This is a genomic window from Achromobacter sp. 1L-A-4-B-C2, from assembly GCF_057291955.1.
This window is the reverse complement of the sequence record NZ_JBXAWP010000006.1, coordinates 398,751-422,262: the sequence shown is the minus strand read 5'-3', so window position 1 is coordinate 422,262 and position 23,512 is coordinate 398,751. Positions and strand designations below refer to the sequence as shown.

The following is a 23,512-nucleotide window of genomic DNA, read 5'->3' as shown; positions in this document are numbered from 1 at the left end:
TGGTGTAAGGGTTACTGCGGGGTGATGCCGGCTTGGTCGATCAACTGCTTGGTGCGCGGAATTTCGGCCTTGATGAAGGCGGCGAATTCGGCGCGGCTGCCGCCACGCGGTTCAGCGCCCGCTTCGGCGAGCTTACCGCGCAATGCCGGATCCGCCAGCACCTTGTTGACGGCGCGGTTCAGCTTTTCAAGAATCGGCTCGGGCGTGCCTTCGGGCGCGACCAGGCCATACCAGGGGGCGATGTCGTAGCCCGCGTAGCCTTGTTCGGCGATGGTGGGGATGTCCGGCGCCAGCGAGGAACGCTTCGAGTTGGACATGCCCAGCGCCAGCAGCGAACCGCTCTTGACCTGCGGCAGGCCCGTCATGATGGTGTCGAAATACATCGATACCTGGCCGGACAGCAGGGCGGGGATGGCTTCGCCCGCGCCCTTGTACGGCACGTGCAGGATGTCGATGCCGGCAATGGACTTGAGCATTTCGCCCGCCATGTGCGACGTGGTGCCGGTACCGAACGACGCGTAGGTCAGCTTGCCCGGATTGGCGCGCGCATAGGCCACCATTTCGGGCAGCGTCTTGAAGGGCTGCTGCGGATTGGCCAGCAGGATGTTGGGCGTGTAGGCCACCAGGGACACCAGCGCGAAGGCGTCCGGGTCATAAGCCAGACGCTTCTGCAGGAAGCGGTTGGTGACGACAGCGGCCGGGCCGCCCATCAACAACGTGTAGCCATCCGGTGCGGAACGCGCCACCGAGGCGCTGCCGATGGCGGCCGCGGCGCCCGGGCGGGCTTCCACGACAAAGGGTTGGCCCAGTTCGGTGGCCAGCGCGGCGCCCAGCTGGCGCGAGATCAGATCCGTGGCAGAGCCGGCCTGGAACGGCACAACAATGCGCACCGGGTGCTGCGGCCAGTCGGTGGCGGGCGCGGCGGTTTGTGCGCCGGCCTGGGCGGCGAAAGCGGCTACGGCCAGGCCGGCCAGCGTCCGGATGAGACGAAATTTCATTGGATTCCCCTTGATCGCGTAATGGAAAGCTTGGGCTTGCCGGGCGGGTCTGTTGCCCGTTCCGGCGCGTGACAGGCCTTGCGACGCCGTCCGCAAGCAATTAGACGGGACCGTGCCCCGGGCGACCATTGGTATTTGCATCCATGGATCACTGGATCCAGTTTGTGTTATTTTTGCGTTTATCTATCATGGCGGCTTTCCAAGCCCGGGGACGACAATGCTGCAATTCCAGAAGACAGCGATCAGTGCCGAAGACGAGGCTTATCTGCATCTGCAACGCGAAATCCGCCTGGGCAACTATGCGCCCGGCCAGCGCCTGGTGCCGGATGTGGTCGCCACCGAGATCGGCACCAGCCGGATGCCCGTGCGCGGCGCCCTGCGGCGGCTGGCCTCGGAAGGCCTGGTCGAGATCCGGGCCAATCGGGGCGCCGTCGTGCGCGGACTGAACCAGCAGGAAATGCTGGAAGTGTTCGAGATGCGGTCGGTGCTGGAAGGCCTGGCCGCGCGCAATGCGGTGCTGCACATGAGCGCCGAGCACGTTCGCCGCCTGACCAATATGCTTGAGCAGCTGGACCAGGACGCAAGCGACGATCTGGACTGGACGACCGCGCACCGGGAGTTTCATGAATACCTGTGCAGCTTCTGCCAGAAGCCGCGACTGCTGCGTCAGATCTCGGAACTGCATTCGGTGGTGGAACCTTATATGCGCTTGTGGGCGGCGCAGCCCGGCCGCGTACTGCGTGTGCGGGAATCGCATCAAGAACTGATCGACGCCCTGCAAACGCGCGACCCCGCCCGTTGCGAAGCGGCCATGCGCCAACATGTGCTGAACACCGTGCCCGCGTTGCAGGCGTTCCTGGAAAAGAAGGCGTAACACCGTCTGGCGTTGCCTGCCTTGGCGACGCAATGGGCGAATGCCCGCTTACCGAACGAATTTTTCGGCCCCGCAACGTGATCCCCGCTTATAGCCAGGAGTAATATGTCGCGTCCGGCCGGCCCCTGGCCACCGGCAAGAACACGCCGATTCGTGCCGCGTCCTTCTCACCCGTGTCGATAGCGGATTTTGTCCGCGCGTTCCCTGCGGTGTCTGCAAGCCCTGGCGCGCCTGCGGCTACAAGAAGACATCGAGGAGACGGTTGTGAACAAGCAAGAGTCGGGCGGCTGGTATTTCGGCTGGAACATCGTCGGCGCCGCCGCGGTTCTTACCCTGTTGACGGTGGGCCTGCGCATGGGCATCGGGCCTTTTTTCCTGCCGATGGCGGACGGGCTGGGGTTTTCGCGCAGCCTGCTGTCGGCCATCGTGGCGGTGGGCATGCTGTGCTACGGGCTGGCCATGCCGCTGGCGGGTTACCTGGTCAGCGTGCGCGGCACGCGCTTCGTGCTGCTGACCGGCACGGCCATCGTCGTGGCGTCTTCGCTGTGGACGGTGTTCGCGCGTGGCCCCATTGAGTTCCTGCTGTCCTTCGGCGTGGCCTTGTCCGTGGGCCTGGCGTTTACCAGCCCCGTTGCGTTGACGCCGGTCATCAGCCGCTGGTTCACGCGCCAGCGCGGCATGGCACTGTTCTTTTTGTCCACCGGGTCCATGGCGGGCATCGCCTTGATGACGCCAACGCTGACCTTTGCGATCGCGGCCGTGGGCTGGCAGGAAACCCTGCTGGCCTTCGCCGTGCTGTTCGCCTTGCTGACCGTGCCCGTCGCGCTGTTCATCATGCGCGACAACGCGCCCGAACACACCGACCTGCTGCCTCACCAGATTCCCGATCGAAAAGTGTCGGCCGCTTCCTCCACGCCAGGCAAAGCCCCCGCGCCGAATGTGCGCGACGCGTTGCGCACCTTGCCCTTCTGGCAGGTGGCGCTGGGCCTGTTCGCCTGTGGCTACAGCATGAACCTGCTGGGTACGCACGGCATGCCCATGCTGATGGACCACGGCTTTGACGCCACCACCAGTTCGCTGGGCATCGGCTTGATCGGCCTGGTTGCCATCTTCAGCACGCTGGTGCTGGGCCGCATGTCCGACCAGGTTGAACGGCGCAACATCCTGGCCGCCATCTACCTGGTGCGCGGCCTGGGGTTCTTCGCCCTGGTCATGGTGGGCGCGCACTGGGAACTGTATGCGGCGGCCACCATCGGCGGCATTGTGTGGGCGGGCAGCATCGCCTTGTCGTCGGCCATTCTGGCGGACGTCTACGGCATCCGGCTGGTCGGCGTGCTGTACGGCCTGACGTATCTGGGCCACCAGGTGGGCGGCATGATCAGTTCGTGGCTGGGGGGCTGGGCGTTTGACACGTTCCACACCCACTGGGTTGCCTTCGGTTCGGCGGGCGTGCTGCTGTTGATGGCCGCGGCCATCTCGCTGCGGTTGCCCGGACGCGGCCTTGCGCCCGCCCCGGCAACCGTGGGACGCTGACCTAGCGGTCTTTCAGCAACGTCACCAGTTCGGGCACGTAGCGTTCGCCACCGCCTTGCGTGACGGCCTGGTCGAACGTGTGCTGCACGGCGGCGCCGATCTCGCGCACGGCGCCGGCCTCGGCTGCCATGGTGTTGTAGTAGGACAGGTCCTTCTGCGCGTTCGACATGAAAAAGCGCAGCGACGACGGGTCCTGTTCCAGCAGGTATGGCTTGATGCGTTCCAACGCCACGCCGCCGCCACCGCCCTTGCTCAGGACTTCCGCGAACACCGCCGGGTCGATATCGGAACGCAGCGCGCACGCCGCTGCTTCCGACAGCAGCGCGACGACCCCCAGCGACACGTAGTTGTGCAGCAGCTTCATGCGGTGCCCGGCGCCGATGGGGCCGGCATGCGTGATGTTTTCGGCAAAGCAGGCCAGGATCGGCTTGCATTCTTCAAACAGCGCGGCGTCGCCGCCCACCAGCAGGTTCAGCCTTCCTTCGGCGGCTTCCTTGGGCGTGCGCGTCATCGGCGCATCCAGAAAGCGGCCACCCGAATCCGTCACGGCTTGCGCGACCTTGATGGTGGATGACGGAATCGCCGTCGAGCAATCGATGATGACGGTGCCTGCGCGCAGGCCTTCCAGCACGCCGCCTTCGGCCAGCAACACGGCTTCGACCTGCGGGCTGCCCGTTACGCACAGGATGATCACATCCGACTGCGCCGCCAACGCCGCGCCGCTGGTCACGCTGGCCGCGCCCGCGGCTTTCAATGCGTCCAGGGGCTGATTACCCGGATGTTCAAGCACCGTCAACGCATGCCCGTGCTTGACCAGATTGCTTGCAATGCCATGGCCCATAAGGCCGATACCCACCATGCCGACTTTCGCCATCGTTTACTGCTCCTGCCAGGTATAGGAATGTTGTGGCGTAAATCTTACTCTTAGATTTCTACCGGAACGAAGCCCGTCGGTGCTTGGGCGGCGCCCGGCGCGCGATACGCCCCGCTTCGTTCGCTGCGCGTACACCTCTTGCCGCCGGCCATGTTCGCCGGGGCCGGCTTTGCGGTACTTTCAGCCATCCAATGTCGGATTGCCATCGATTTTCCCGCCATGACTGAATCCATCCCCGAAGGTTTTGCGCCGTGGCGCCCCAGCAGCCCGTTCATGACCCATCTGGCCGACCTGGGCGCGCTGTACCGGCGCGACACGGACAACGTGCTGGCGCTGCGCGTCAACCACGCGCACACCAACATGCACGGCATGGCGCACGGCGGCTTGCTCGCCACCTTGGCGGATAGCGCGCTGGGCTTCACCATTGCCGAACAGGCGCAAGTGTCGATCGTGACCGTGCAGATGTCGGTGGAATACCTTAGCGCCGTGCAGCCTGGCGACTGGCTTGAAGCCCATGTGCAGATCGACAAGCAGGGCAAGCGGCTGATCTACGCCCATTGCTTGTTGCGGGTCGACGGCCGCGTCATGCTCAAAGCGAACGCCGTGTTCGCCGTGCGTGCCGCGCCCTCGCCGGTGTCGGACGGCTAAGCGTCCGGCCGCGCGTTGAACGCTGTCGAACGCAGCGTTCGAAACATTCAACTCCTCGTGGGACGAGGGCGCGAACATAATTCTCCGAAAGCAGTTGAATCACGGAGACACTATGCTTCACAACGCCCTCTGCGGCATCAAGGTCGTGGACCTGTCGCGCATTCTTGCCGGCCCCTGGTGCACGCAGAACCTGGCCGACCTGGGCGCCCAGGTCATCAAGATCGAACACCCGACGCGCGGCGATGACACGCGCGGCTGGGGGCCGCCCGACTTGCGCGCCGACGACGGCAAGGCGGCCATGTCGGCCTATTTCATGGCGTGCAACCGTGGCAAGCAGTCGGTCGCCATCGACTTTGCCTCGGAGGCGGGCGCGGCCCGCGTGCGCGAACTTGTCGCCGACGCCGACATCCTGGTCGAGAACTACAAGTCCGGCGGCCTGCGCAAATACGGCTTGGACTACGCGGCGCTGGCGCGCATCAACCCGCGCCTGATCTACCTGTCCATTACCGGCTACGGCCAGTCCGGCCCCATGGCGGACAAGCCGGGCTATGACTACGTGTTCCAGGGCATGGGCGGCTTGATGAGCTACACCGGTCAGCCCGACGGTACGCCCGGCGCCGGCCCCTTGCGCACCGGCGTCGCCGTGGTGGACCTGATGACGGGCATGTATGCCACGACCGCCGTGTTGGCCGCCTTGCGCCAGCGCGACCTTACGGGGCAGGGCATGCCGCTGGACATCTGCTTGCTGGATGTGGCCGTGGCCATGAACGCCAACCAGGGCGCCAACTACCTGGCGTCCGGCGTGGCGCCCCAGCGCAGCGGCAACGCGCATCCCAATTGCGCGCCCTACGAAGTGTTCGCCTGCGCCGATGGCCATTTGATTCTGGCGATTGGCAACGACGCCCAATTTACGCGTTTCTGCGGTGTGGTCGGTCATCCCGACTGGGCACTGGATACGCGCTACGCCACCAACAGCGCGCGCCTCTTGCACCTGGACAGCTTGCGCGCGCAAGTGGCGCAAGTGCTGGCCGGCGCGCCGCGCAAGCATTGGACCGACGCGTTCGACGCCGCGGGGGTGCCATGGGGGCCGATCCACACGCTGGACGAGGTCTTTGCGCATCCGCAGGTGCGCCACCGCCAACTGGTCCAGGCCACCGTGCATCCCGTGCTGGGCGACATGCGGCTGGTGCGCAACCCCTTGCTGGCCGGCTCGCCCGCCGAAGCGTTGGGCGCCGCGCCGCCTTTGCTGGGTGAACACACCGACGCGGTGCTGGGCGCGCGGCCCCACGCCATGCCGGTCGGCCACACCGACGCCGCGCCGGGCCGTCCGGCCACGCTTTGAAGACCTGATTCATCCCGAGGAGACAACAATGACAATCATCAAAAAAATACCGCTTGCCATGTTTTTTGCGGGCCTTGCCGTACCCGGCCTGGCCGCCGCCGAGTATCCCGACAAGCCCATCCGCCTGGTGGTGCCGTATGCCGTGGGCGGCACCACCGACATCATCGCGCGCGTCGTGGGCAACAAGCTGGGCGCGCAGCTGGGCCAGTCCGTCATCATCGAAAACAAACCGGGCGCCGGGGGCAGCATCGGGTCCGCCTACGCCGCCAAGCAGCCGGCCGACGGCTACACCCTGGTGATGGCCGTGGAAAGCTCGCATGCCGTCAACCCGAACGTCTACGCCAAGAGCCTCTACGACCCGGTCCAGGACTTTGCGCCCATCAGCAACCTGGCGGACGTACCCAACGTGCTGGTCGTGAACCCGGCGTTGCCGGCGCAAAATCTGACGGCGTTCCTGGCCTTGCTCAAGGCCGATCCCAACAAGTACGCGTTCGGCTCATCCGGCAATGGCGGCTTAAGCCACATGAATGGCGAACTGTTCATGAAGACGACGGGCACGCGCATGCTGCATGTGCCGTACAAGGGTCTGGGGCCCGCGTTGAACGATCTGGTGGCCGGGCAGGTGCAGGTCGTGTTCGACAATATTCCGTCGTCGTATCCGCTGATCCAGGCGCAGCGCATCCGCCCCTTGGCCGTGGCGGCCCGCGAACGGCTGAAGGTGTTGCCCGACGTGCCGACCTATGCCGAAGCGGGGTTGCCCGCCATGAACAACCCGTCATGGTTTGGCCTGGCCGCACCCGCCGGCACGCCCGCGCCGGTGCTGGATAAATTGAACGCGGCCGTACGCCAGGCCCTGGCGGACCCGGCAACGGTAGATGCCATCGAAAGACAGGGTGCCGTGCCCAGCCCGATGTCGCGCGACGCATTCGGTGCGCTGATCGCGCAGTCGTACGGGCATTGGAAGACGGTGGTCGAAGACATCAAATTTCAGAAAATGCAGTGACCGGAGCGCTTGTGAACACCATGAATCTGTCTCTTCCCCACGCCGACGTCCGCATTGACGCGGCCGGCATCGCCACGCTGACCATGCAGGACGCCGGCGTGCTGAACATCTTGAGTACGCCCGTCATCAATGGCCTGCGGCGCGCATTGTCCCAGTTGAGCCACAACAAGGCAGTGCGCGTGCTGGTGCTGCGCGGCGCGGGCGACCGCGCCTTCGTGGCGGGCGCCGATATCGCCGAAATGGCCGCGCTGGATGCTTCCAGCGCCCAGCGCTTCATCGCTAATCTGCGCGACCTGTGCAACGCCGTCCGCCACTTTCCCGTGCCCGTCATCGCCCGCATACCCGGCTGGTGCCTGGGCGGCGGGCTGGAGTTCGCGCTGGCTTGCGACTTGCGCGTCTGCGCGGATGAGGCGCAGTTCGGCATGCCCGAGGTCAAGGTCGGCATCCCCTCGGTGATTCACGCGGCGCTGATGCCGCGCTTGATCGGGGCGGCCCACAGCGCGTGGATGCTGTTGACGGGTGAACTGATCGACGCGCGTCGCGCACAGGACTGGGGGCTGGTCAATGCCGCCGTGCCGCAGGCGCAACTGGACGAAACCGTCTACAAGCTGGCGCAGAGCTTTGCCGCGCTGGGGCCGGAGGCTCTGCGTCAGCAGAAGAAGCTGTTGCGCCGCTGGGAAACGATGTCGGTTGACGACGCCATCGAGGACAGCGTGGGGGAATTCGGCGCCGCGTTCAATACCGGCGAACCGCAGAAGTTCATGAACGAGTTTCTGGCCAGCAAGCGGCGCGGCAAGGGTTGAACTGGGGTGAACTGCGCTGGGCCGGCCTGAGCTGGGTTGAGGTGGGGTGAGGTGGGTTGAGCAGGGGGGGGGATCAGTCCATCCCGCCGCGCGTCGCTGCAACGATCGGATCGTCCAGCAGATACTCGGCAACCTGCTCCACGAAGGGTGACAGCGGCACGTTGGCTTGCGTCACCAGCGTCAATTCACGGCGCGCCCAGGGTTCGCTGATGGCCACCGCCGCAATGCGCTGTTCACGCAGCGCGGTGGCCGCAACGCTGCGCGGCACCAGCGATACGCCCACGCCGGCCTGCACCATGGACAGCACGGCGTCGAAGGTGTGCACGTGGATGCGCACCTTGGGCGTCTTGCCCGCCAGCTTGGCCATGTCGCGCAGGAAGATGTAGTTGCTGCTGGCACGGCTCATGCAGACAAAATCCAGGTCCAGCACCGCCGGAAAGCGCACCGGCGAATGCTGCGCCACCGGGTGGTTCGGCGGCGCCGCGATGATCAGTTCGTCGATGGCATAGCGCACCGCCTGCACGCCGGCCGATTCGGCATGACCGGCAAAGATGCCGATATCCGCTTCCTGGCCCGCGATAGCGGCCTCGATCGTGGTGCTGGACCGCTCTTCCAGCAGGATATTCACGTTTGGATTGGCCGACAGAAACCGGCTAAGGCTGGGCACGATGAAGCCGTTCAGCGAACTGCTGTTGGCAAACAGCTTGACGCTGCCTTTCAGGCCACTGGCAAAGCCGCTGACTTCGCCATGCATGCGTTCTACGCCGGCCAGCAGCGACCGCACGTGCTTGAGCACAAACGCGCCTTCCGTCGTCAACTCCATCCCGCGTGCTTCGCGCTTGAACAGCGGCACGCCCATCGCCGCTTCCAGATTCTTCAGGCGGTAGCTGGCGGACGAAGCGGTAAGGTGCACCGTATTGGCGCCGCCGGAAAGGCTTTGCGCCTCGGCGATGGCAAGGAACAGGCGCAGGTCGGTCAGTTCATAACGCATCGTGCAGGAAAGTTCGGCGGTGTTGGGGGTGGCGCGTGTTGTTGGCGCGTGTTGTTGAAGCGTGTTGTCGACGCGTCACAAATAGGGGGTAGCCAGCCAGATGACCTTGTTGCGCAGCCGTTTGGCAAACGGCGCCTGGGCCAGGCTGTCCAGCGTTTCCGGTTTGGCATGATCGATCAGCGCATCGATGCGCTTGCCGATCCAGCGCGCCACGTCCGGGTCATAAATTTCGGTGTCCAGCTCGAAGTTCAAGCGCAGGCTGCGCGGGTCCAGGTTCGACGAACCGACGTAGGCCCAGGCGTCGTCCACCGTCATCAGCTTGGAGTGGTCGAACGTGCCCACCGCCCGCCACACATGGCAGCCCGTGCGCACCACCTGGTCCAACTGCGCCGACATGGCGTAGTCCACCAGCCGCAGATTGTTCTTGTCGGGGATGACGATGTCTACGCGGATGCCGCGCCGCGCCGCCGTAGCCAGCGCGCCGATCAACGTCTGGTCAGGCAGGAAATAGGGCGACTGAATGCGCACGTGATGCTGCGCCACCGCCAGCGCGCCCAGCAGCATATTGTGTGAGCTGCCCAACGCGCGGTCCGGGCCCGACGGCACGCAGCGCATCGGCACGTTGCCAGTCGGCGGCAGCGCGTGCGGGTCGAACCACGGGCGCGCGGGCAGCGATTCGTGCGTGGTGAAATTCCAATCGTGCGCGAACACCGACATCAGCTGCGTCACGATCGGCCCCTCCATGCGGAAATGCGTGTCGTGATTGACGGCCTTGCCCGCCAGCGCCGTCACAAACGCCGCCCGCACGTTCATGCCGCCCGAAAAGCCCACGCGTCCATCGATGACCAACACCTTGCGGTGGCTGCGCAGATTGGCGTAAGGCATGCGCAGCACGCCCAGCGGATTCGTCATGAAGCGCGCCACGGGCACGCCGCCGCGCGCCAACATGCGCACGATGGGCGGACGCGAATACTTGGAGCCGATGGCGTCGATCAACACACGCACCTGCACGCCGCGCCCTTGCGCTTCAATCAGCGCTTCGGCCATCTCGCGGCCGATCTCGTCGTTATCGAAGATATAGCTTTGCATCGCGATGGCGCTACGCGCTTCGCGTATGGCCTGCATCATGGCCGGATAGGCTTCGTCCCCGCCGTCCAGCGGCTGCACCGCATTGCCACCCAACAGCCGAAACCGGCTGACGCGATCCCCCAGTATTTTCAGCGACGCAAACTGCGGACCGGATACCGCCGCCACATCCACCGGCAGGGTATCCACCTGCTCGGCATCCACCACCATGGTCTCGTCGCGCAACTGCGACACCCGCGTCTTGCGGATGCGATTGATGCCGGCCACAAAATAGAAGAGGGCGCCAAACAAGGGGGAAAACAGCGCCACCCCTACCCACCCAATCGCCGCCCGCACATCCTGCTTGGTCATCGCGGCATGCACCGCCGCGCCCGTCCCTGCCACGATGCTGGTGGCAAAGACCAGATGAGGCCAGTAATCGATCAAAATTGCGTGTATGCGATCCATAGCAATGACGTGAAAACCAGCCTTGGGAAGTGAGCCATGCGGAAGAATAGCAAGGTGCGTGGTATTGGCAATGCAAAGGCAAAAGGGGGCTTTTGACACGCAGAAAAAATATGCTATAGTTCGGCCTCTTCGTTGTTGAGCTTCTTTTGAAGCACGGCAAAGAAGCACCAGAGGTGGCTGTAGCTCAGTTGGTAGAGTCCCGGATTGTGATTCCGGTTGTCGTGGGTTCGAGCCCCATCAGCCACCCCAAAGAATTTGTCAAGAAAGGCGCTTAGGTCATCCTAAGCGCCTTTTTTGTTTTTGATTTTCCCGGATTTTTGCCGGACGGCTTAGTCCAAGAGCCTCTTTAAAAAATCCCGCGCTTGTGGAAAGATTCCATCGATTGTGTCGTTGCATGTGAGGAGCCGATGAGCGATATCCAGCAGCCCGACAAGGGAAAACAAAAGGAAATGGAGACGGATATCGTCCGTCGCGAAAAGCCGGTGGATCCCACCCAGGATCCCACCCAGGAAACTCCTCAGGAAACCGGCCAGAACAAATCCGCGGAAGACCCGCCCCGCAAGATGCGGTGGCCTGCCGATTTTCCGGGCAAACACTGAACGACCGCGCCGTCTCGGCGGCCCGTCACGCGCGCGGGCAAGCATCGCCCCGCCCAGCTCCTCCTGAAGCCGCGACCCGTTCTGCCATAGCCCCCGTCAGGCATGTCCCTTGCTGCCCTCCCACAGCCGCGCATGTTGCGCGCCGCTGACCGGGAGGCTCACATGTATCAACCCAGATTGAAATTGAAAGCACTGCGTGACCAGGTGATCGTCATCACTGGCGCGGGCAGTGGTATTGGCGCGGCCACGGCCAGGATGGCTGCGAAGCAGGGCGCGAAAGTGGTTTTGGCGGGCAGGCAGGAAGAGGCGTTGACCCGCGTGGCGGACGATATCGTCCAGGCGGGTGGGGCGGCTATTACCGTGGTGGCCGATGTGGGGGTTGCCGAGGATCATGACCGTATCCTGGAACAGGCCGTGCAGCACTACGGGCGGGTGGACACCTGGGTCAACAACGCCGGCGTTTCCATCTTTGGTACGTTGGAACAGGTGCCGGTCGAGGATCAGCGCAAGCTGTTCGATACCGTCTATTGGGGCGTGGTGTACGGCTCGATGGCGGCGGTGCGGCACTTGAAGCAATCGGGCGGCGCTTTGATCAATGTGGGCAGCGAAGTGTCGGATCGCGCGGTGCCGCTGCAAGGCGCCTATTCCGCCGCCAAGCACGCGGTCAAGGGTTTTACCGATGCGCTGCGGATGGAGCTGCGCGAAAGCCAGGCGCCGGTATCTGTCACGTTGATCAAGCCGGCTTCTGTCGCAACCGGGTTTGCCGCGCACGCGCGCAATTACATGGATGTGCAGCCTAACCTGCCGCCGCCGGTATATGCCGCCGACACCGTTGCCGAAGCGATTTTGCACGCGGCGCAGTATCCGACCCGGGATCTCCACGTGGGTAGCGCGTCGCGCGCGATTTCGGCGTTGGGTCAGAATATGCCGACGCTGGCCGACCGTATGACAAGCTGGCTGTTCCGGCACCAGCGCGGTGACATGCCGGCGGGGGGCGGGTCGGACTCACTGTACGAAGGGGGCGGCGAGCATCCGTCGACGCCGCTGCATCCACGCCGGCACAGCGTGTACACGCAACTGGCGATGCACCAACGCACTGTTCTGCTTGCGGCGGTGGTGGCGGCGGGGCTGGCGCTTTGTCTGCCGCGTGGGCGGCGTTGACGCATGGGCTTGAAAGCTGTGCCGCGCGTAACTGCGCTGTAGGCCGTGGAGCGTCTCAGGTCGTGGCCCGGGCAAAGGTTTGGGAACTGCGGCCTGAGGCGCGGCCCGAGCGCGCCATACCCGGCACGCCACACCCGGCACGCCAGACGGAGCACGCCACTTCCAGCGCACCGCACCCGGCTCACCATACCAGCGCGCCATACGCAGCAAGCCTTGCACGGCTTTCACCGCATTCCGTTGGACAGTCGAATACATCGCCGGCTACGCGGGCCGTCCGGCCAGACGTTGAAACTCCTCGGTGTCGTGCCCAGAAAAAACGTCTACTTCGCCGCCTTTCGTGCGGATCAGTTCGCGCAGCCGATGCTGGTTACCCAGGCGCGCCGCGCGATCGTGGTCCAGCATGTGCTGATACATGCGCAGGCCGATCGGGCAACTCGGCCGGTCCAGCGCCATCTCGTTTGCGTGAAAGTAAGCGTCGCCTGCCAGCAGCATCCAGCTGGCGCCTCGGTTGACGGCGATGCCCGCGTGACCCACGGTGTGGCCCCGCAGCGGAATCATTGCAATCTCGGCGGGCAAGCCTGCCAAGGGACGCGCCCGCTTGAAGCCGTACCAGGACTCGCCGGCGGCTTCGTCGTACACCTGCCAACGTTCGCGGGACGACCATTGCTGCGGCCGAAAACGCTGGCGGTCCATCCACGTGCCTTGCCGCTGCGCCACGTCGGCTTCGGCCCGCATCATGTGCACGGTCGCCTGCGGGAAATCGTCGAGTCCGCCTGCGTGGTCGAAGTCCAGATGCGTCAGGATGATGTGACGCACGTCCGATGCGGAAAATCCCAGCGCCTCGATCTGCCGTCGGGCCGTCATGGCGGCTTTCCATTCGGGCTTCACCAGGGCCAGAAAGAACGCGCTTAACCGGGGGCGCGGATGCGCCACGTCCTGCAAGCCCAGGCCAGTGTCCAGCAGCGCCAACCCGCCCGAATCCAGTTCCAGCAAGACGCAGTGGCAGCACAGCCGGCCGCGCGGGGCCAGCCACGATGACCGGCCGTCCATCAGCCGGCCCCCAGCGGGGCAAGTTGAAATGCAGTTCAGGTGATGCACTTTCATGGAGGGGCCTCCTGATCTCAAACCGTCTCGGGGCGCGGCGGATGGACGGTGCCGCTGCGCGGGTCGGACCGCAAACCGCGTGCCGTGCAGGCGAGAGGGAAAGGCGGTGTCGGGCGACGCCTGCGAAGCGGCCTTCCGAAGCGGGCCTGCGGAGCGGCGCCGTCGGTCAATATTGCAAGCGACGTGTAGGGATCGCACCCGCGCGCGCACGTCGCGACTGTTAAGCGGATAGGCACATGGCCGACTATTCAATGGCGCACCTTCGCGCCCGATGCGCGCATCCGTGATGTGCGCCGTGCGGCATGGCGATTGCTGCGTGCCGTTCGTTTATCCCGCGCGCAAGACGTCAGCGTGCGGGCAACCGAAACGGGGGAACATGATGGACGAGCCGACACTTCAGAAGCATCAGCCACAGCGGGCGGAGTCCGCGCCACAGCCACAACGGTCAGCGCAACCGCAGCATGCGTCAGGACGACAGCAACAGGTGGCAAGCCAGCATCAAGCACAGCAACAGCGACCGCCCCTACAGCGGCAACAGCAGCAACAGCAGCAACAGCAACAGCAGCAACAGCAACAGCAGCAACAGCAGCAACAGCAGCAACAGCAGCAACAGCAGCAACAACCGCCGCAAACCACGCCATCCGCGCAACAAGATATCAACCCCGGCGATGACGCCGCGCCGGGCACGCCTGGGACCGGAGAAGTGGATTGCCCTGACTGCTCGGGAAGTGGTCAGCTGAACGACCGACCGTGCCAGACATGCGGCGGCACGGGCAAGGTTGTGAAGGCGGTGGGTGGTGCGTAGAACGGGTGGCTAACTCGCGGACGAGCCTTACAGCAAGCGCTCGTCCACCCCATTTCGCAGGTCGTACGGCGACCACAGGATGCGTCCGACGATGCGGACTTCGCAGCCGTCTTCTTTCTCAAGCGCAAAGGGCGCGTAGGCGGGGTTCAACGATTTTGCCAGCCAGCCACCCTCGCGTCCGCGCGCGATGCATTTGACGATCATCTTGCCGCCGTGGTTGATCGCGTAGACGGTGCGCGGGTCGATTTCGCGGGGGTCGATGACGGGGTCTTCGTAGAACAGCATTGGCCCGCCGTTTCGGATGACGGGTTCCATGCTGTCGCCTTGCGCATACACGATCTTCATGCGGCTGATGGGCAGCTTGAACGACTCCAGGAATGACCGGCGCAACAGGATCTCGCCGATCTCCGTCTCGTGGTAGTTCTCGATGCCAAGCCGGCCGGCGGCCAGGCGCACGTCCAGTTCGGGGACGGGCATGAATTCCTGGTCGTTGGCGGAGTAGCCGGCATTGGCGACGTGGCCGACATTGGCCGCCGTGCTGATGCGCAGCGCCTGCATGCGTTCGGCCTGATGCGTGGTGACGCCTGCGGGGTCCCAGGGGGCAGCCGGGATCGGCGCCATGGGAAACTCGTCCGCCACGCTGTCGATGCTGACGAGCGCACCGCGTTTAGGGCTTGTGTTCTTGCCCAGGCCCGCAGAACCCTTGGTCTTGACGCCCATCTGGCCCAGCGCCAATAGCAGCGCGCCTTCCAGCCGTTTGACCTGGTCATCCGCCAGCCCATGGATCAGCGATGCCGGCACGGATGGAAACGGCCATTGGGCGTCGGCCGTGGGGGCGGCGAGCGGGACGGCGGTCGACAGCGACGCGGCCTTTTTAGCTTCAGCTGCCAGACGAGGGCTGATTGCCGCCAGCGTGCAGCCAAACCCTTCGGCGTAGGCCATTGCCGCTTCGATCCCAATAGGACGGCGGCCGGTGATGTGTTGATAAATCATCGCCTGGCCGCCCTTCACGTGGTGGTCGCGAGCAAATGCCGCGCGGTTCACGCCTTCAAAGCGTGCGCGCAGGGCGGCGGCTTCCTCTTCGATAGTCCACATTTTCATATAGCAATGCTATGCAAATAAAACTATAGCATGGCTTGCTAATAAGCTGTAGCGTCGCTATAGTTTTAGTGATGAATCTACCTGATTATTTCAAGCAGGAAGGGGCGCTGACCGCTGCCATGTTCGCCCGGCTCGTGGGCGTGTCGCCCGCGCTGGTCTATCAGTGGCGCACCGGCCGCAGGCCCGTGCCGGTCAAGCACTGCGCCTTGATCGAACTCGCCACCGACGGCGCCGTCACCCGGCGCGACTTGCGCCCTTCCGATTGCACTCAAATCTGGCCGGAGCTGGCCGAAAGGATCACGGCGCAATGAACTATTACCCCCACCACATCGGCGACTTCAATAGCGCAACGCGGCATCTGACGCGCATCGAGCGCAGCGTCTACCGGGACTTGATCGAGCTCTACTACGACACCGAAGCGCCGCTATCGCAAGACATCGACAAGCTTTGCCGCTTGTTGATCGCGCGGTCCGACGACGAGCAGAACGCCGTGGTCCAGGTGCTGCACGAGTTCTTCGTGGAATCCGAGCAGGGCTGGCGACATGCTCGCTGTGACGCGGAGATTGCGCGTTATCACGGCAATAAGGAAGCCAAATCGGCAGCCGGTAAAGCCAGCGCGGCCAAACGCGCTCGGCAGGCAGGCATGCCGGCAAGGCAAGCAGCGGATCAACAGCCGTTGAACATCCGTGCAACCAACCAGAAACCACAACCAGAACCACAACCAGAACCACAACCAGAACCACAGCCAAACCCACCTCCAGAACGACCACAATCCGAATCGATAATCCCGAAAGCGGCCCCCGTGCGCTCCGGCAAGCCCGCCTTCGATGCGGCCGAGTGTGCGTTGCCTGATTGGCTGGATCGCGCCGATTGGGCTTGCTGGGTGGCGGACCGCAAAGCGCGCAAGAAACCGATCACCCAAGAGGCGGCGCGGCGCCAGCTGCAACAGCTTGCCGGCTACCGGGCCGAGGGCGTGGCGGCGCGCGACGTCATTGCCCACAGTATCGCCAGCGGCTACCTGGGCCTGTTTCCGCCCCGGGCGGCGGCCCGCGTTACGGCAGCCCACCCATCGCGGCAACGCGCGCAATGGTCGTCGGAATTGCGCAGCGTGCTGGCCGAAGGCCATGTCCGGGGCGAAATCGACATGGGGGTGATCGATGCCAGTCGTTGAATCAACGGTCGGACTGGGCGCGCTGGTCGTCAACGAAATGCACTTGCTGTATGGCGCCAAGTTCGCGCAACAATGGGAAGGCCTGACGCCGCGCGAATTGAAAGACTCCTGGAACCAGAAGCTGGCCGGCCTGACCGAAGCGCAAGTGCGGCGCGGGCTTACCGCCTGCCTGACACGGGAATGGCCGCCGACGCTGCCGGAATTCCTGAAGCTTTGCTGCCCGTGGTTGATCCCCGAACTTGCCTATCACGAAGCGGTGCGCGGCGTGTCGGCGCGGCGTCGTGGCGAGGTGGGGGACTGGTCGCACCCGGCGGTGTATTGGGCGGCGGTGGGCGTCAGCACGGTTGACCTGTTGAACAGCAACTTCGGCGCAATCAAAGTCCGTTGGGAAAGAACGCTGTCCGAAGAGTTGGCAAAAGGTGCATGGCCCGACATCCCGGCACCGCGCGCGGCGTTGCCCGCGCCCGGACAGACGCTGGCCACGCGTGCCGAAGCCGAGGCCGCGCTGAGAAAAATGGGTGCGGGAAAAATGCTGGCAGCCCGCAGCCGCTCACATCGCGAATGGATCGAACGCTGGGAGGCGCGCATCGCGTCCGGCGGGCATCCCACCAAGGCCATCGCCGACATGTTGATGCACGCCAGGCACACGGCCCAACCTGAGGGCACATGACGATGCGGCGCATGAATGATGGGCCAACGCGCGCGAACGGCGCGTCAGCTAAGGATCGCAAAGCACGGGCCGCAAAGCACGGATCGCAAAGCCAGGATCGCAAAGTAAGGACCGCAAAACAATGAAAATGAAAAATACACCGTCAGTACAAGCCGGCATGCCGCGTTGGGTGGAAGACGAAATTCATAACTGGGCCAGGTCGCAATGGGAAGGCGATTGGCCCGGCCCGCGCCGCATGTTGCACGAGACGCCCGACGTGTGCGAATTTCCGCCGCTGCCCGGTCACGACGATGACGACGAGCCCCTGCGCATACCCGTGAATCATGAACGCGCGCGCCGCGTGCACGCCCTGTATGAAGCGTTGCCGCTTCTGGAGCAGCGCGTGGTTCAGGCGGAATACACGCGCCGCGCCGACTACGGGGACCTGCCCGCGCATGGTCGCCAGGACAAGGCATGCCGCGTCATCGGCATCACGTTGCCGTACTACAAAGTGGCGCTGGGCAGCTTCAAGCAAGAAGTCTGGAGGGCGTTCCGATGAAATACGCACACGAAGTCATCGACCTGCTGGCCGCGTATCCCGGCCGCGAATTCAGAATGGCCGAGATCTTGCGGCACGTCAGCCGAGGCATGCCGTTGACGCCCGCCTCGCAAGAGGCAATGCGTCGCGGCGCGCGTCGTGTGCTGGACCATCTGTTAGACGCGGGGCATGTCCAGCGCTGCGGCGGCAACACCAAATCCGCCACGTATTCCTGGCAGCAATTGGGACATGCACTTCATAAAAACCATGCCCATTTGGGACCGGATTTGAGACAATAGCCGCGGGGCATTGCGCCCACACGAAATGCAGCCCGCCAACCGCTCCGGTTCGCGGGCTTTGTTTTTTTCCGGAACCAACAGTGACCGACATGACGCCTGAAGACGCAATCCTTACGCTGGTGACGGCCGCCGCGGGCGGCGTGCCGGTGTTTCTTTCCGACGATGCACCGTCTGTTCCGCCGCCGCCCTGTATCGCGCTGGCCGTACGCTGGGTGCAGGCCGGCCCCGCTGAAACCGGCCCGGTCGACGCCGACGGTAATCAGCTGGTGCGTGACCATCGCGATGCCACCGTCGAGCTGCGCAGCGTGGGCGCTGCCGCCTATCGCGCCCTGGACAAGTTGGGGCTGGCACTGCGCCATCCCCTTCACGAGGATCGCGCGGAAGCGCTGGGCCTGGCGGTGTTTCACGCCGGCCCCGTGCAGCGCGTGCCGCGAGACGGCAACGACGCCACCCCGGGCACGACGAGCGAGCCGCGGGGCGCGCTTGACCTGGGCATTCGCTACGCGCAGACCTATACGGATGTTGTCGGCCTCATCGAAACGGTGACCGGCAACATCACGACCACGGGCGGGCTGCTGCCTTCCTTTACAACCTCATTTTCCGCGAAGACCGAAGCGACGAATTAACGTTCAAGGTCTTCTTAACGCTGTCCCCCGCCGCCCTTGGGCGGTTTTTTTTGGAGCCGCAAATGGCAAAAATCGACCGGATCGTCAATGTGGCGATCTCGCTGAACACCACGGCGATCAAGGAGCAGAATTTTTCTGACATCCTGATCCTTGGCGCACACGCGCTGGCCGTCAACCGCGTCATGGCGGTGACCGAGGCAGGCGAGCTGCTGGACATGGGCATCGCCCCGAACGACCCGCTGTACATCGCGGTGCGCGACGCCTTCAAACAGATTCCGACGGTGGCTCGCGTCTTTGTCGGCCGCCGCCAGGTGGATGCATCGCGCATTGCCGTGACGCGCGCCGCCGTGTCGGACTACGCCGTGTCGCTGTCCTGGCGTGACGCGAATGGCGCCGTGCAAAAGGTGGCTGCCAGCGTGGCGGGCGCCGCTGACAGCACGCCGCAGACGCTCGCGACGGCCCTCGCCGCCGCCATCGCCGAGACCGACGCACCGGTGACGGCCACCGCAACCGGCGCGGACGTTGCGGTGACCGCCGATGTGACCGGCCAGGCCGTCGCCATCGCCGTGACGGGCAACCTGGAATTGGCCGCGCCGGTCAGCACCGAAACGCCGTCGGCCGCACTGAACGCTTGCCTGCGCGAGAACGGCGACTGGTACGGCGTGTCGCTGGCCAGCCGTGTGGAAGCGGATGTGTTGGACGCCGCCGAATGGGTGGAATCGAACGAGCGCCTGTTCGGCGTATCCAGCGCGCAGGCCGGCATCATCGACGCAGCCGTGTCCAACGACATTGCGTCGCGCTGCCAGCAGAAGCAGTACTTCCGCACGCATGTGTGGTACCACGGCCAGGCCGATAGCGAAGCGCTGGACGCCGCCGTCGCCGCCAACCGCTTCACCTTCTATCCGGGGGGTGAAACCTGGGCCAACACGCGGCTTTCGGGCGTGACCTACGACAACCTGACCGAAGGCCAGGCGCTGGCCGCGCATGCGAAAAACGCCAACACGTTCGAGCAGATGCGCAACTTTGCCGTGACGCAAAACGGCAAGGTCGCCGCCGGCGAATGGATCGACGTGATCCGTGGCCGCGACTGGCTGGCCGAGCAGGTCAAGATCAACGTGGCATCGCAGCTGATCAACGCCAACGGCAAGGTGCCCTACACCGACGCCGGCATCCAGGTCCTGGTCAACGGCATCCGCCAGGCGCTGCTGCTGGGGCAGAGCCGTGGCTTGGTCGCGCCCGACGAAATCGATGACGCGGGCCGCAAGATTCCCGGCTTTGTCATCAACGTGCCGCGCGCGGCCAGCGTGTCGTCCAACGACAAGGCCAACCGCATTCTGCGCGACCTGACCTTCAGCGCCCGCCTGGCCGGCGCCATCCATGTTGCCGAGATCAAGGGCAACCTCACCTACCAACAACTGTAATCGGGGCATATCCATGTCAGTCAAAACCTACGCACCCAACCAGGTCAAGATCGTGATGGGCGCGCTGCCCATTTCGGGCCTGGCCGAAGACACCTTTGTCACCGTGACGGAGATCGGCGAAGGCATCGCCTCGGTCGTCGGCGTCGACGGCGAGGTGGCGCGATCGATGTCGCGAGACTCGCGCCTGCGCATCACGTTGACGCTGATGCAGACCAGCGCCAGCAACGCCGCCTTGACCGCGCTGCACCAGGCCGACCGCGCCACCGAGGGCAACGGCGCGGTACCGATTTCCGTGACCGACCTGCGCGGCACGTCGCTGCATGCCTCGGATTCCGCGTGGATCGTCAAGATGCCCGACGCGGGTTACGGCGCCAAGGTGGGCAGCCGTGAATGGACGATCGAGACCGGCCCGGCCATTCACGTGATCGGGGGCAATACCTGATGAGCGCCATCAAGGAAGTGAGCATCGGATCGACCGTCTTTCGTATTTCACGGTTTGATCCGTTTCGCCAGCTCAAGCTGTTGGGCGACCTGCAAAAAGAAGTGCTGCCGGCCGCCGGCTCGATGCTGACTTCGGTGTTCAGCGCGGACGGCGCCGGCGAAGGCCGCGACGAAAACGCGATGCTCAATGCGTTCCGGGAACTGTCGGCCAAGCTGGGCGGCGATGCGCTGGCCGGCTGGGCCGAGCGCTTGGTCGACCCGGAGCTGGTCAGCTTCGAACTGGCCGGCCGCGAGCCGCAGAAGCTGACGCCGGCGCACCGGGGGCTGGCGTTTGCGGACTATGCCGAGATCCTGGAGTTGCTGTTCCACATCCTTGAGCACAACTTCGCCGGCCCTTTGGCGCGTTGGGCCGGCCGCTTTGGTCCGGCCCGCGCGACGTTGGCGAGCCTGTCGGGCGGTTCGACGCAGGCTTCGAACGAGAGCTGATCATCTGGCGGCCCATCCTGGCCCGCCATGTCAGCCTGGACGCCGTCAAGCGCGGCGACGTCGATCTGCTGGACATCCTGAAGCTCAACGCGCTGATGGATGCCCAGCAGGCCGCGCAGGCCGCGGCAGATAACAAGGCGAGGTAACGATGATCGTTGTACGAGAGGTGGTGACGCTGCTGCGCTACCAGGTGGATCAATCCGGGTTGCTGGCCTATCGGCAGGCGTTCGAGTCGACGTTGCAGGCCATGGTGGGCGCCAGCGTCAGGGCGGGCGCCGCGATGCGCCATGCGCTGGCGGATGTGCTGCCCGGCGTGGCGAACACGCCGCAAGCGAAGGCAGGGCCATCGGCAAGCGCGCGGATGCCCGGCGCGTTAATGACGATTGCGCAGATGGCCGTTGCGCAGATGACGGTTGGGCGGATGACGGTTGGCCAGATGGCAAGCCAGCGGACGGCAAATGGTCAAACCGCAAATGGTCAAACTGCTAATGGCCAAATCGCAAGCGCCTCGGTCGACCCCCGGCCTCAAGGCATTCCGGCAGCCCGCCAGCACGCGGGGGCGTTGGGCGGCCTGCGCGGTGTCATCCAGCTGACGCTGGGCGCGTCGCCGTTCAAGCGCGTCCTTGGCGACATCGACGCGTGGGTGCAGATCCAGGCGCGTTTGCTACAGGCAGCGGGGTCTGAGGGGAATGCAGGGCAAGCCGACCGCGACCTTGCCCGCGTGTCACGCACCAGTGGCACGCCGTATGCCGACAACGTCGACACGTACGCACGCTCGGCGCAGACCTTGCAAGACCATGGACGCACGCGGCAGGAAGCCACCGGCATCACGGAAGCCGTGGCCTTGAGCATGCGGCTGTCGCAGACGCCGGCCCAGAACCGCGACGACATCGTCATGGCACTGACGAATATGGTCGAGCAAGGCCGGTTGGACCTGGGGCAATTCAACACCTTGCCCCAGCGCATGCAGGACGCGTTGGCCACGGGGCTGAACCTAAGCCGTGGCCAATTGCGTGATCAAGTGCAGGGCGGCCAGGTCACGACGGACCGGGCGTTGCCGGCATTGCAATCGCAATTGCCGGCCATGCGCACCGAAGCCGAGGCTGCGCCCGCGTCCATCACGGGAGCAATGACGGTGTTTAACGACGCCATGCAGCGCTACCTGGGCCAAGCGCTGCCGGCGGGCCGCGGCGTGTTGAACGGCGTAGCCACGTCGATCCTGTCTCTGGCCGACCACATCGACGCGGTCGTCAAGCTGCTTGCCCTGACAGGCGCCAGCATCGGGCTGGTCTCGTTGGGCAACGGGCTGCGGCGGGCCAGAGCGGTGGCGGGCGCCCTGTTTCAATCGCTGACCGCTGCCACGCGCGCCGCCCTGGGGTTGGATGCCGCGATGGCGATGCGCAGTGGCCCGGCGGGCGCCATGCAGATGCTTTCTGTGTGGACCCGGTCGATAGCGCCCATGCTGCGCATGGCGGCGGTGTCGACCACGATCTATCTGATCGGCGAAGACATCGCCAACTGGATGGCCGGGGGCGAGTCCGTCTTGGGCGGCTGGATCGGCGGCGTGGAGGAATGGCAGGACGAGCTTGATGCCGTGTCGTCCGTGCTGACGTTTGTGAAGGACCTGCTGGGCGGTGCGGGCGAGGCGCTGGGGCCGTGGATCCAGCGCTTTGGATCGATTGCCGTGATGGTCTACGGCCTGTGGCAGATCCTGTCGCCCGTCGGCGGATTCCTGCTGAACCTGGCAAGGGTCGTCGTCCCCATGTTGTGGAACGCGTTTGCCATGACACCGATCGGCCGGATCATTTCGCTGATCGGCATGCTGGCCGTCGCGCTGTGGCAAATCTGGGAAAACTGGGACGCCATCAAGGCGTACATCTCGGCATCCTGGGATGCGCTGATGGCGATGGCCATGGATTCGTTCCTGGGACCGGTCATCGAATACATCCGGGCCATCTGGAAATTCTGGAGCGGTCTGGTCAGCGGCGTGATCGCGGCGTTTACCGGTGACTGGGACGGGGCCATCGCGCATTGGGCGGGTGCCTTCAACGGCTTGTGGACGTTTTTCTCGGACATGGGTGGCCGCATGGTCGCCACCGTCAAGGAGATCGGCCGCGCCATTCAGACCTGGGTGATCGACAAGGCACGTGCGGCAAAGGACTGGCTCAAGAGCTTGCTGCCGGGCCAATCAGGCCCCGACGCCGGCGACCAGGCGTCGGTGATGGACGGCTGGTCGCCGGATGCGGCGCCGAATTGGTTGACGACGGCAAGCAGCGCAGCGGGGCTGGTCGTGCCGCCTGTGTCCGTGATCGGTCCTGTGCCGATGCGCGGCGGCGCCCCGTTCAGCTTCCAAAGCAGCAACAACTTCGTCGTCAACGTGGCGTCCGGCGATCCGCTAGTGGTGAAAAAAGCGGTTGCCGATGCCGTGAGCCAGGGGCAGCAACGCGGTCTTCAAAGCCTGCCGCACTGGTACGACCTGACGCCCGGCGTCGAAAGCCCCGGATAGGAGCCC

Annotated in this window: 24 protein-coding genes and 1 tRNA gene; 19 read left to right on the top strand and 6 right to left on the bottom strand. The window is 64.8% G+C overall.

Annotated elements, in window-relative coordinates:
- Positions 1–11 precede the first annotated feature (11 nt).
- Positions 12–998: a Bug family tripartite tricarboxylate transporter substrate binding protein gene (locus AC0Z35_RS27055; RefSeq protein ID WP_104144042.1), complete on the bottom strand. Its 987-nt coding sequence runs from the start codon at positions 996–998 to the stop codon at positions 12–14.
- A 217-nt stretch (positions 999–1,215) separates the two neighbouring features.
- Here AC0Z35_RS27055 and AC0Z35_RS27050 point away from each other — a divergent pair, with 217 nt between their 5' ends.
- Both AC0Z35_RS27050 and AC0Z35_RS27045 read left to right on the top strand, forming a co-directional pair.
- Positions 1,216–1,872 carry a GntR family transcriptional regulator gene (locus tag AC0Z35_RS27050; protein ID WP_046806001.1) on the top strand — a complete coding sequence of 219 codons (657 nt, stop codon included), beginning with the start codon at positions 1,216–1,218 and terminating at the stop codon, positions 1,870–1,872.
- Positions 1,873–2,136: 264 nt separating this feature from the next.
- Positions 2,137–3,405: an MFS transporter gene (locus AC0Z35_RS27045; RefSeq protein ID WP_046806000.1), complete on the top strand. Its 1,269-nt coding sequence runs from the start codon at positions 2,137–2,139 to the stop codon at positions 3,403–3,405.
- Position 3,406: 1 nt separating this feature from the next.
- Here AC0Z35_RS27045 and AC0Z35_RS27040 read toward each other — a convergent pair whose 3' ends face one another.
- A complete protein-coding gene (locus tag AC0Z35_RS27040) occupies positions 3,407–4,279 on the bottom strand; it encodes an NAD(P)-dependent oxidoreductase (protein ID WP_104144040.1) in 873 nt (290 codons plus the stop codon).
- 219 nt (positions 4,280–4,498) lie between these two features.
- Here AC0Z35_RS27040 and AC0Z35_RS27035 point away from each other — a divergent pair, with 219 nt between their 5' ends.
- The 4 genes from AC0Z35_RS27035 to AC0Z35_RS27020 all read left to right on the top strand — a co-directional run bounded on the left by AC0Z35_RS27035 (position 4,499) and on the right by AC0Z35_RS27020 (position 8,075).
- Entirely contained in the window at positions 4,499–4,927 is a 429-nt protein-coding gene (locus tag AC0Z35_RS27035; RefSeq protein ID WP_046806026.1) for a PaaI family thioesterase, read from the top strand.
- A gap of 112 nt (positions 4,928–5,039) precedes the next feature.
- Positions 5,040–6,269: a CaiB/BaiF CoA transferase family protein gene (locus AC0Z35_RS27030; protein ID WP_485133141.1), complete on the top strand. Its 1,230-nt coding sequence runs from the start codon at positions 5,040–5,042 to the stop codon at positions 6,267–6,269.
- Between the two features lie 28 nt (positions 6,270–6,297).
- Positions 6,298–7,272, top strand: a complete 975-nt coding sequence (locus AC0Z35_RS27025) for a Bug family tripartite tricarboxylate transporter substrate binding protein (RefSeq protein ID WP_370512766.1) — start codon at positions 6,298–6,300, stop codon at positions 7,270–7,272.
- 20 nt (positions 7,273–7,292) lie between these two features.
- Entirely contained in the window at positions 7,293–8,075 is a 783-nt protein-coding gene (locus AC0Z35_RS27020) for an enoyl-CoA hydratase (RefSeq protein WP_485133142.1), read from the top strand.
- A gap of 73 nt (positions 8,076–8,148) precedes the next feature.
- On the opposite strand, the gene AC0Z35_RS27015 is transcribed toward AC0Z35_RS27020, so the two are convergent.
- Together AC0Z35_RS27015 and AC0Z35_RS27010 are read right to left on the bottom strand one after the other, a co-directional pair.
- On the bottom strand, positions 8,149–9,066 hold the full coding sequence (locus tag AC0Z35_RS27015) for a LysR family transcriptional regulator (protein ID WP_485133143.1): 918 nt from the start codon (positions 9,064–9,066) through the stop codon (positions 8,149–8,151).
- Between the two features lie 75 nt (positions 9,067–9,141).
- Entirely contained in the window at positions 9,142–10,599 is a 1,458-nt protein-coding gene (locus AC0Z35_RS27010; protein WP_104144037.1) for a phospholipase D-like domain-containing protein, read from the bottom strand.
- A 173-nt stretch (positions 10,600–10,772) separates the two neighbouring features.
- On the opposite strand from AC0Z35_RS27010, the gene AC0Z35_RS27005 reads away from it, so the two are divergent.
- From AC0Z35_RS27005 to AC0Z35_RS26995, 3 genes are all read left to right on the top strand, one after another.
- Positions 10,773–10,848 (top strand) — tRNA-His (locus tag AC0Z35_RS27005).
- Positions 10,849–11,006: 158 nt separating this feature from the next.
- Positions 11,007–11,198, top strand: a complete 192-nt coding sequence (locus AC0Z35_RS27000; protein ID WP_219990640.1) for a hypothetical protein — start codon at positions 11,007–11,009, stop codon at positions 11,196–11,198.
- A 162-nt stretch (positions 11,199–11,360) separates the two neighbouring features.
- Positions 11,361–12,359 carry an SDR family oxidoreductase gene (locus tag AC0Z35_RS26995; RefSeq protein ID WP_104144036.1) on the top strand — a complete coding sequence of 333 codons (999 nt, stop codon included), beginning with the start codon at positions 11,361–11,363 and terminating at the stop codon, positions 12,357–12,359.
- Between the two features lie 261 nt (positions 12,360–12,620).
- Here AC0Z35_RS26995 and AC0Z35_RS26990 read toward each other — a convergent pair whose 3' ends face one another.
- Together AC0Z35_RS26990 and AC0Z35_RS26985 are read right to left on the bottom strand one after the other, a co-directional pair.
- Entirely contained in the window at positions 12,621–13,463 is an 843-nt protein-coding gene (locus AC0Z35_RS26990; protein WP_485133144.1) for an MBL fold metallo-hydrolase, read from the bottom strand.
- Between the two features lie 832 nt (positions 13,464–14,295).
- Complete coding sequence (locus tag AC0Z35_RS26985) at positions 14,296–15,369, bottom strand: S24 family peptidase (protein WP_485133145.1); 1,074 nt, start codon at positions 15,367–15,369, stop codon at positions 14,296–14,298.
- Positions 15,370–15,440: 71 nt separating this feature from the next.
- On the opposite strand from AC0Z35_RS26985, the gene AC0Z35_RS26980 reads away from it, so the two are divergent.
- The 10 genes from AC0Z35_RS26980 to AC0Z35_RS26935 all read left to right on the top strand — a co-directional run bounded on the left by AC0Z35_RS26980 (position 15,441) and on the right by AC0Z35_RS26935 (position 23,506).
- Positions 15,441–15,680, top strand: a complete 240-nt coding sequence (locus AC0Z35_RS26980) for a transcriptional regulator (RefSeq protein ID WP_104144033.1) — start codon at positions 15,441–15,443, stop codon at positions 15,678–15,680.
- Complete coding sequence (locus AC0Z35_RS26975; RefSeq protein WP_485133146.1) at positions 15,677–16,540, top strand: YdaU family protein; 864 nt, start codon at positions 15,677–15,679, stop codon at positions 16,538–16,540. Before AC0Z35_RS26980 ends, AC0Z35_RS26975 begins: the two co-directional genes overlap by 4 nt.
- Positions 16,527–17,210: a hypothetical protein gene (locus AC0Z35_RS26970; protein ID WP_219990635.1), complete on the top strand. Its 684-nt coding sequence runs from the start codon at positions 16,527–16,529 to the stop codon at positions 17,208–17,210. Before AC0Z35_RS26975 ends, AC0Z35_RS26970 begins: the two co-directional genes overlap by 14 nt.
- A 121-nt stretch (positions 17,211–17,331) precedes the next feature.
- Complete coding sequence (locus tag AC0Z35_RS26965) at positions 17,332–17,748, top strand: hypothetical protein (RefSeq protein WP_240433928.1); 417 nt, start codon at positions 17,332–17,334, stop codon at positions 17,746–17,748.
- Positions 17,745–18,026, top strand: a complete 282-nt coding sequence (locus AC0Z35_RS26960; RefSeq protein WP_046805986.1) for a hypothetical protein — start codon at positions 17,745–17,747, stop codon at positions 18,024–18,026. Before AC0Z35_RS26965 ends, AC0Z35_RS26960 begins: the two co-directional genes overlap by 4 nt.
- A gap of 89 nt (positions 18,027–18,115) precedes the next feature.
- On the top strand, positions 18,116–18,652 hold the full coding sequence (locus AC0Z35_RS26955; RefSeq protein WP_485133147.1) for a phage neck terminator protein: 537 nt from the start codon (positions 18,116–18,118) through the stop codon (positions 18,650–18,652).
- A gap of 62 nt (positions 18,653–18,714) precedes the next feature.
- Entirely contained in the window at positions 18,715–20,073 is a 1,359-nt protein-coding gene (locus tag AC0Z35_RS26950; RefSeq protein ID WP_485133148.1) for a DUF3383 family protein, read from the top strand.
- Positions 20,074–20,086: 13 nt separating this feature from the next.
- Complete coding sequence (locus tag AC0Z35_RS26945; RefSeq protein WP_046805984.1) at positions 20,087–20,515, top strand: phage structural protein; 429 nt, start codon at positions 20,087–20,089, stop codon at positions 20,513–20,515.
- Entirely contained in the window at positions 20,515–21,000 is a 486-nt protein-coding gene (locus AC0Z35_RS26940) for a phage tail assembly chaperone (protein ID WP_046805983.1), read from the top strand. Before AC0Z35_RS26945 ends, AC0Z35_RS26940 begins: the two co-directional genes overlap by 1 nt.
- Before the next feature lie 148 nt (positions 21,001–21,148).
- On the top strand, positions 21,149–23,506 hold the full coding sequence (locus tag AC0Z35_RS26935) for a tape measure protein (RefSeq protein WP_485133149.1): 2,358 nt from the start codon (positions 21,149–21,151) through the stop codon (positions 23,504–23,506).
- Positions 23,507–23,512 lie beyond the last annotated feature (6 nt).